Source organism: Streptomyces sp. NPDC059371 (assembly GCF_042751995.1).
Lineage (GTDB): Bacteria > Actinomycetota > Actinomycetes > Streptomycetales > Streptomycetaceae > Streptomyces.
In genome coordinates this window covers 1-8,170 of the sequence record NZ_JBHYXD010000030.1, presented here as the reverse complement: position 1 = coordinate 8,170, position 8,170 = coordinate 1, and the positions used below count along the sequence as shown (strand labels likewise).

The 8,170-nt window shown below is 67.6% G+C and carries 7 protein-coding genes and 2 pseudogenes; 4 read left to right on the top strand and 5 right to left on the bottom strand.

Going from position 1 to position 8,170, the window contains the following annotated elements:
* Window positions 1-96: 96 nt before the first annotated feature.
* The 4 genes and pseudogenes from ACFXGX_RS18980 to ACFXGX_RS18965 all read right to left on the bottom strand — a co-directional run.
* Window positions 97-231, bottom strand: a complete 135-nt coding sequence (locus ACFXGX_RS18980; protein WP_384792175.1) for a hypothetical protein — start codon at window positions 229-231, stop codon at window positions 97-99.
* A 2-nt stretch (window positions 232-233) separates the two neighbouring features.
* The gene (locus ACFXGX_RS18975; RefSeq protein WP_384792172.1) at window positions 234-890 is read right to left on the bottom strand and encodes a hypothetical protein; all 657 of its coding nucleotides are present in this window, start codon (window positions 888-890) and stop codon (window positions 234-236) included.
* A gap of 601 nt (window positions 891-1,491) precedes the next feature.
* The gene (locus ACFXGX_RS18970) at window positions 1,492-1,731 is read right to left on the bottom strand and encodes a hypothetical protein (protein WP_384792365.1); all 240 of its coding nucleotides are present in this window, start codon (window positions 1,729-1,731) and stop codon (window positions 1,492-1,494) included.
* Between the two features lie 205 nt (window positions 1,732-1,936).
* Window positions 1,937-2,086 (bottom strand): annotated as a pseudogene (locus ACFXGX_RS18965) (helix-turn-helix domain-containing protein); the annotation flags it as partial.
* 173 nt (window positions 2,087-2,259) lie between these two features.
* Between ACFXGX_RS18965 and ACFXGX_RS18960 the strand changes: the two are divergent.
* Window positions 2,260-3,459: an NAD(P)/FAD-dependent oxidoreductase gene (locus tag ACFXGX_RS18960; protein WP_384792170.1), complete on the top strand. Its 1,200-nt coding sequence runs from the start codon at window positions 2,260-2,262 to the stop codon at window positions 3,457-3,459.
* Window positions 3,460-3,486: 27 nt separating this feature from the next.
* On the opposite strand, the pseudogene ACFXGX_RS18955 reads toward ACFXGX_RS18960, so the two are convergent.
* Window positions 3,487-3,983: pseudogene (locus ACFXGX_RS18955) on the bottom strand (IS701 family transposase); the annotation flags it as partial.
* 28 nt (window positions 3,984-4,011) lie between these two features.
* Here ACFXGX_RS18955 and ACFXGX_RS18950 point away from each other — a divergent pair.
* The 3 genes from ACFXGX_RS18950 (at window position 4,012) to ACFXGX_RS18940 (ending at window position 6,492) form a co-directional block, all read left to right on the top strand.
* The gene (locus tag ACFXGX_RS18950; protein ID WP_384792167.1) at window positions 4,012-4,416 is read left to right on the top strand and encodes a type II toxin-antitoxin system PemK/MazF family toxin; all 405 of its coding nucleotides are present in this window, start codon (window positions 4,012-4,014) and stop codon (window positions 4,414-4,416) included.
* Between the two features lie 129 nt (window positions 4,417-4,545).
* Window positions 4,546-5,493, top strand: a complete 948-nt coding sequence (locus ACFXGX_RS18945) for a sigma-70 family RNA polymerase sigma factor (RefSeq protein WP_384792164.1) — start codon at window positions 4,546-4,548, stop codon at window positions 5,491-5,493.
* Between the two features lie 156 nt (window positions 5,494-5,649).
* Window positions 5,650-6,492 carry a recombinase family protein gene (locus tag ACFXGX_RS18940; RefSeq protein ID WP_384792161.1) on the top strand — a complete coding sequence of 281 codons (843 nt, stop codon included), beginning with the start codon at window positions 5,650-5,652 and terminating at the stop codon, window positions 6,490-6,492.
* Window positions 6,493-8,170: the final 1,678 nt, after the last annotated feature.

The following is an 8,170-nucleotide window of genomic DNA, read 5'->3' as shown; positions in this document are numbered from 1 at the left end:
TTGGGGCGGTCAACCCGGTTTTCGGGGTTGTTTCTTTTTTACCCATTTGTTCGGGGGGTGGGGGCCGCCCAACCGCGGGGCCCCCAACTGGTTGAGCTACTTGTACGGGTTGTCGTCGTTGCAGCCGGACTCAACGCTCCCGGTCAGCGCGCTGACGTCGTCGACGAGGACGATCTCGTCCGGGTCAGCGGAAACGGGTGCGGGCGTGATCTCGACCAAGACAGCAGTCATGACTACCTCATTGCGTGTTGGCAGTAGTTCCGCAGTGGTGCCTTCGCTTCCTGGAAAACCCATGCCATCGGTCGGCACACGCGGCAGGTTTCTGAGAGTTTGCAGCCGCTGCATCCTCCAGTGCGAAGCATGAGGGACTCGGCCATCTGGCCGAGTCGGGCAAGGCCTGGCACGCCTTCGGCGGTCAAGTCGATGTTCGGTTCGCGGCCCACCTTGCAGATCGAGGCGCGGCCGAACGGGTCGGCGTGAAAGAAGGTCACGCCCGCCGGGCAGCCGGTGGACGGCTTCCGGGCGGTGAGGTACTCGGGCGACTGGGACGGCAACGTTTCCGCGGTGCCGTGGATCGTGGGCGAGATGTTGGCATACTCGCGGAACGGCACCCCGAGATCCTTGGCCCAGGCCCGCATGGCGTCGACCTCGTGCGCGTTGGTCTGCACGATGATCAGGCTCAGATCGAGGCGAAGCCCGGCGTCGAGGGCCTTGTGTACGCCTTCGCGAAACCGGTCGAAGCCACCGCGCCGGCGGGTCACCGCGTCGTACATGTCGGCCGTCGCGCCGTACAGACTCAGCGTCAGTTTCGTCGGCGGGTACGCGCGGAGCACGTCCAGGACGCGGTCCCTGCGCAGTTGCGAGCCGTTGGAGAGGACTTCAAGTTGCATGCCCAGTTCGTTGGCGAACCGTTAGGACTCGGGAAAGTCCGGGTCGATCAGCGGTTCTCCGCCGGTGATCTGGAGCCAGATCACCCCGGCGTCGCGCATCACGGTCAGGAGGGTGCGCTTGCCCTGCATTGTCGAGGCCTTCGAACCGTTTCTCGCCGAGGTAGCACATCTCGCAGTCGTAGTCACAGCCGAAGTTGATCTCCCACGTGGCCCGGCTGAACTCATACGGTCCCGCCTCGCGTACCAGGAGGACGTCGTTGAGGACCCGGCCGGAGAGGTCCATCTGCCACTGGCCGGCCACGGCGTCGACGAGCCACCCGGGCACGGTGCTCGGGGCCGTGCTCAGGGTGCGCAGTTCCTCGAACCTAGTGTGAGGCAGCTGTACGGCCTTTGGACTGCCCCGCCGTAAGACGAGGCGGCGCTCTCCGAACGGGATGGCGACAAGCTGATGCATGCTGTCCCTCTTCTGGGCGGGCCAATGGGTTCAGGGCCCCGGCGCGGGGCGGGCACTGTCGGGGTCGGTGCCCGAGGGCGCCCCGCGCCGAGAGCCTTGCTCTGCCCGGTGGCCTGGCGGGGAGTCTTCCGGCCACCGAGCAGAGGTCTATGCGGACAGTTCGAGCATCTGGAGCAGTTCGTCGACGGTCAGGACACGGAAGCTGGTGAGGCGGCGAACCATCTGCGAGGCGAGGAACGTGGCCAGGTCCGGGTTCCCGTACTGCACGGCGAAGTCCGGCCGGGCGACTACTTGGAGACCCCCGCGGGCAAGGCGTCCGTACAGAACTCCGCTCACGCCGTACAAGGGGGCGCTCTGGGCGAGGAACACCATCGGCTGCTTCTCCATGTGCGGGCACAGTGCTGCAACGGTGCGGACATGCTTGGCGCACACCGGAGGCTGATTCGTCAAAATCTGCGTCCGGGCGGGGTCCTCGTCCCTGGGCCCCGCAAGGAAGATGAAGCCGATCTTCGTTCGGGTGTGCTGTGTGCATACCTGGCACCGGAGGGTCTGCATGGTCATCATCTGCCGGCGCGGGTGCATGAATTCCACTGGTAGTGAAGCGGGCGTCCTTGGCGCGGCCACTCTTCAGCACGGCCAGGTTGGCGGGTGTGATGCCGACGCGTTCGGCGAGTTCACCCGCGGACATCTTCCGCTTGGCGAGCATGACGTCGATGACGTCGATGACGACGGTGATCGTCATCAGATCGCCTTGTTCGGCTCGGCCTGCATCTGCGCCGCCTCGGCGTCGTGGGCATCGTCAGGCGACGCTCCCGTCATCCTGTGGCCCACGTCACATGCAGTTCTTGTCAGGAATCGAGGCGCTGTTCCGCTCAAGTCACCGACAGGGAGCAAGCGAACCGACAGGAGCATCACATGAAGCACCGCATCGTCGTCCTCGGCGCCGGCTATGCCGGGGCCTACGTGGCCGGGACCCTGGCTCGCCGGGTGTCCCCGGCGGACACCGAGATCACCGTGGTCAACGCCGAGCCGGACTTCGTCCAGCGGCTGCGGCTGCACCAGCTCGTGGCCGGTCAGGAGATCGAGGCTCCACAGCTCGCCGACGTCTTCGCGGGCACGGGGATACGTCTGCGCCTGGCCCGTGTCACCGCTGTCGACCCCGAGAGCCAGGTCGTCGCCGTGGCCGACGCCGACGGCGGCGGCGAGCTCGGCTACGACACGCTTCTCTACGCGCTCGGCAGCCACGGCGCCGACCACGGCGTCCCCGGCGTGGCCGAGCGCGCCTTCGACGTCGCCAGCCGACCCTCCGCGCTGCGCCTGCGCGAGCGCCTGGACAGTCTGAGCAGGCGGGACGAAGGCGGGAGTGTCCTGGTCGTCGGCGACGGGTTGACCGGCATCGAGACCGCCACCGAGATCGCCGAGTCCCGGCCCGGCCTGTCGGTGACGCTGGTCGCCCGCGGTGAGCTGGGCGCCCCGCTCTCGGCCGGGGCACGCAGCCACCTGCGCCAGGCCTGCGACCGGATGGGCATCACCGTCTGGGAGCACACCAGCGTTGAATCCGTCGAAGCGGCGCGTGTGCTGTGCGCCGACGGCACCGTCCTGGCGTCCGACGCGACCGTGTGGACGGCCGGGTTCGCGGTCAGCCCGACCGCCGCCGCGAGCGGTCTTGAGGTCACCGAGGACGGTCGGATCGTCGTCGATAGCACCATGCGCTCGGTCTCGCACCCGAACGTCTACGCCGCCGGCGACAGCGCCAACGCCGTCGGCGACAACGGCCGGCCGCTGCCGATGTCCTGCGCTTCGGCCGGTTACACCGGCCGACAGGCCGTGGACGCGATCGTGGGACGCCTGACCGGCCGCGAGATCGCGAACACCAAGCTGGAGTACGTGGGCAACCACATCAGCCTCGGGCGGCGGGACGGGATCCTGCAGATGGTCGACGACGAAGCGCAGGCAAAGCCGAAGTACTTGGGTGGCCGGAAGGCCGCGAGGATCAAGGCGGGCATCGTCACGATGTCGCTGTGGGCCACCTCGCACCCGACCTTCGGCCTGCCCAAGCGCAAGCACCGCCTGGCCGCCGTACTGGATGCGTCAACCGAGAACGCGGTCGCGTAGCCGCGTAGTTGCCGTAAATCGTGATCTTCACGTTCGAGCGGCTTGCCGCCCGTAGTGGCTGGTCCGGGATCGGGCCTGGTGGCAGCGTCGCCAGTGCCGGTGGACCGGGTCAAAGGCGGGCCGGATGACGAGCCTGATGAACAGCCGTTGGATCTCGTTGCAGGCGAGCGGTATGAGGGCGTCTGGTGCGGGATCGCGGTCGTGTTCGTTCGCGCGGACGATGGCGAGGAAGGCGTGCGCGAGCATGGCCAGGTGACCCAGCGGGACCAGGACAGGTAGCGGCGGACCTGGTGCTCATCCAAGGCCGCCAGGCCCTTGCCGGACTGGAAATACTCCTCGACCCGCCACCTTGATCCAGCGACGCGCACCAGGGTGGTTAGCGGCACTGCGGCGGCCGGCGAGTAGCAGCGGTAGTAGGCGAGTTCGCCGGTGCTGCGGTTGCGGCGGATCAGCAACTGCCGGCTCCCGGGCCCGGGGTCGGTGAGGTCGATGACGGCCCAGTCGTAGAAGCGGTGGCCCTTGGCTCTGCGCCGTCATGTGTCTGGAGGATTTGTGCAACGTGGCGAAGTCTGGTGGGTCCAGTTCGACGAGCGGAGGTTGGTCGTACTGCTGTCGGGAGACGACACGTCCGGGATCCGGGTGATGCAGGTCGTCGCTCCGGCGGGCGTCGACATCAGCGGTCTGGGCATCGAAGTGACGGTCGGCGCCGGTGAAGGACTGCCGTTCGAAGGCGTGCTGCGGCTCGCGTTCCCGCGTCCAGGCTTCACCCCGTGCACGTGGCTGACCACTGTGTCCCGGGACGACCTGATAGAGCGGGCGGCCCTCCTGTCCTCCGCGAAGCTCAGCGAGATTGACGACGCCCTCCGACTCGCTGAACAAGCGCAGGAGCGGACCCCGGCCACGACCGCGAAGCTCAGCGAGATAAGGGATGCCCTCCGTCTCGGTGAACTCGGGTAGACGGAGAAGGAGCCGACGCCCGCGACGGCGTGGGCGATCTCGGGCGAGATGATCGACGCTGGCCACCTGCCGCCTCGGCGCCCCTCACCACCGAGATCACGATCTACGGTTGGAGTTAGGGTGACCCGCGTGGACAGCACCATTGATCGCTTCGACACCAGCCGGTTCGAGGCCAACCGCAACCGGCTGGCCTCGCTGACGTACCGGCTGCTGGGCTGCGCCGCCGACGCCGAAGACGCCGTGCAGGACACGTTCCTACGCTGGCAGGCCGCCGACCGGCAGCGGATCAAGGTGCCGGAAGCATGGCTGACCAAGGCCGCCACCAACCTGTGCCTCGACCGGCTCCGCTCGGCACAGGCACGCCGCGAACGCACCGTCGGCGCCTGGTTGCCCGAACCGCTCCTCGACGGCGATCCGATGCTCGGCCCGGCCGATACCTTCGAGCAGCGCGAATCGGTCTCCCTGGCCGTGCTGACCCTCATGGAGCACCTGTCACCCCATGAGCGGGCCGTCTACGTCCTGCGCGAAGCGTTCTCCTACAACCACGCCGAGATCGCCGAGATCCTCGACATCACCGAGTCCGCGAGTCAGCAGAACCTCCACCGGGCCCGGCAGCGCGTCACCGCCGCGCGCCGCAGGGGCGAAGTCGACCCGGCGTCCGCCCGCAGGATCGTCGAGGAGTTCCTCGCCGCTGCCTCCTCGGGCCGCACCGAACGCCTGGTGGCGCTGCTCACCGACGACGCGACCGCGATCTCCGACGGCGCCGGCCTGACCGAGAAGCTGCTGCAGTACGACACTCCGCAGCGCATCGCCGCCATCGCACGGGCCGGCTTCAAATCCACGCCAGCGAAACAGCGACTTGCCGGCGGCATCTCCGCAGTCCACTACGCGCTCGTCAACGGCGCCCCCGCCATCCTCTTCGTGCCCGGCGGCAAGGTCGCCGGCGCCGTGACGTTCGACATCACAGGCGGCAAGATCGCAACCGTGCGCGGCATCGCCGCCCCCACCCGCCTCGTCCGCCTCACCGAAGCCTGGCGGCAACACGGACCCGACACGCCGCTCATCACCCAGTGGTGAGCCGACACCGACCGCTGACCGGACTCAGCGCCCGCGTTTCACAGGTGGTCGCCTATGAAACAGTCGGCCACCCGGCGCCCCACCTGGAGCGACCATGTTTCATGGGTTGTTCAGACGACTGGACTGTTTGAAACACTTCATGAAACAGCTCGGAGCGTGAGCGACGACTTCAAGCGCGTGGAATCGCAACCCTGCCCGATGTCCGCCTGCGCCGTCCCGGCGGGCTCGCCGTGCCGGACCGGCAAGGGCAAGGTGGCCGTCCAGTACCACACCGCCCGCTTCCGCCTCGTGCCGACGCCCGCCGTGCGCAAGCCCGGCTCGGCCTGGACCGAGCTGCCCCGGCCCGCGAGCGCCGGTTCCGAGCCGGTCGGCCACGTGCGCCTCGGGTACGCCCGTGCCTCGACCGCCCGGCAGTCCCTGGACGCGCAGCTCGACTCCCTCGCCGAAGCCGGGGTGACCCGGATCTTCAAGGAGAAGATCTCCACCCGCGCCGCCCGGCGCCCCGAGCTGGAGGCAGCCGTCAAGCTCGCCGGAGAGATGCGCTCCTCCGGCGCACGCGTCACCCTCGTCGTCCACGAGCACAAACGGCTCGGCCGTGGCATCGAGCTCGCCATGCTCGCCAAGGAGCTGAAAGCCAGCGACGTCGGCCTGGAGTTCCTCGCCGGGGAACTCCAGGGCTCGCACGATCCCTCGGGCATCGTGTTCACCGTGCTGGCCGCCATGTCCGGGATGGAGCGCGAGTACATCCGCGACCGCACCCTCGAAGGCCACGAGTCCACCCGCAAACGTGGCGAGACCATCGGCGGCGCGGGCGTCAGCGACGACAACATGCTCTCCATGGCCCTCCACCTGCGGGAGCAGAAGATGAGCCTGCGCGACATCGCCAAACGGCTCGTCATCACCACCGGTAAGAAGAAGGGCCGGCACCCCTCGCCCGCGACCGTCATGCGGATGCTGCGCGAACACGACGAGCAGGGCGCCACGGCAGCGAGCACGTGATCACCCCGGCTACTTTGCGGCTCGTGTCCGAGCTAGGACACCGGGGCCGAACACGACCACCTCGCCGTTCCCCGTGACACCCGGCACGACAGCTACTCCCCCTGGGCATGTGGCTGTTCAGCCAGCGCAACCAGGCCAAGCAACGCGCCCGCGCCGGACTGCCGCCCTCACCCCACCTGACCGAGCTCACCGTGATCGCCCCCTGGTGGAACCCACCCCGAAACCTGCACTGGCAGCGCAACTACTGCGGTCTGCTCACGAGGAGGTCGCCGCCCTCTATGAGATGCATCGCAAACGCATGGTGGGATGGCTCGTCCGGTGGACTTGAAATTGCCGTCGAGTATCGCCTCGACGTCCTTAACCTGGTCGCACCTCATCCGTCGTGTGCTGTCCCATGGATTGACTCCTTCTCGGGGGTCGAGCACTTTCGACTTGCGCCTAATGGCCCTAGAACAGGATGGAGTTGGCGGCGTTATGGGGTGATTCCGCCCTTGTTCGGGTTACCTTGCCTCCGGTAGCCTTCACCGGGTCTTTCAGGTGAACGGGGGGAATATGAGAGTCTGGTACTTCTTCTTTTCGGTGGGACTTGGGCTCATTGCGCTGCTTTGTTTCTTCGCTTGTTTCGCGCTCTTGGAGGGCTCGCGGTCCGACTCGACCTATCGGCGGAAGCCCGCGCTTGCCGCGCTGTGGGCGGTAGTCGGCGTGGCGTGCGTGGGGTTCGGCATCTACCTACTTTCGCTGTGACGCCTCGAGCTTTCGCCTCGGGTTTCGCCTCCACTTCGACCTCTGAGCATTGTGCTGGCCGATGCTGTGCTTGTGCGCCGGCCTGATGGTCTGGCGAATAGCCCAAGGCTCTGCAGGCCACGCCGTCTACCCGGCTCTCATGGTCGTCATTTTCGGCAGCCTGCTGATCTTGAATCGAGCTAAGCGGCGACCGCGCGACAGCCGTAGCGCGTCCGGCCGCTCTTCCGGCGCTCGCGGAGCGGGCGCCGTGAGGATCTCGGCGTGATGACTCGCCATCGGCCAGGGACGTCACCTGAGCTCCACCGAGTACGAGTTTCCGCTGAAACCTCGGGGTGAGCAGACAACGGGCACCGGCACGTCAGGACCTCCTTGCGCTCCTCTCGGAATCGGCCGGCGGCCAGCCCAGCGGCTGGGCGTGTAGCGGACTGTGTGCGCTCCGGGTTTCGGCGAGTTCGAGACCTCCCGCGCCCTCGATCCCTACTACGAGCGGCACGGGTTCACCGTCCTCGACCCCCAGGACACGATCGACGTCGGCACGCTGCTGACCGGCGTGCCGATGCGACTCGGCCCCGGCCCCGGGGGAGACCTTCTTTCATCGGTGGCGAGGCCCCGTCAGATAGCTGCCCCGCGCATCCCTGCGCGAAAAGCATTCCGCCTCCGGCGGGAGCTTATGAATTCGCCCTCCGAGCGTAATTCATAAACCTGCTTGCCTCCGGCACAAATTGAGGACATGTCAGGAATTCACTGAATTCCTGCAGCGAGAGCATGAGTTGAGAGGCGGATGCCGCGAGGGAGAGAACTCCACCGAATCCGGCGGGGGGGGTTGGGGCGGGGCCGCCCGCCCCCCCCCCCCCCCCCGCGAGGACGTAGGAGTTCAATAGGTGGTTTTGGTGGTGGGGCCCCCCCCCCCCCCCCCACACCACACCCACCACCC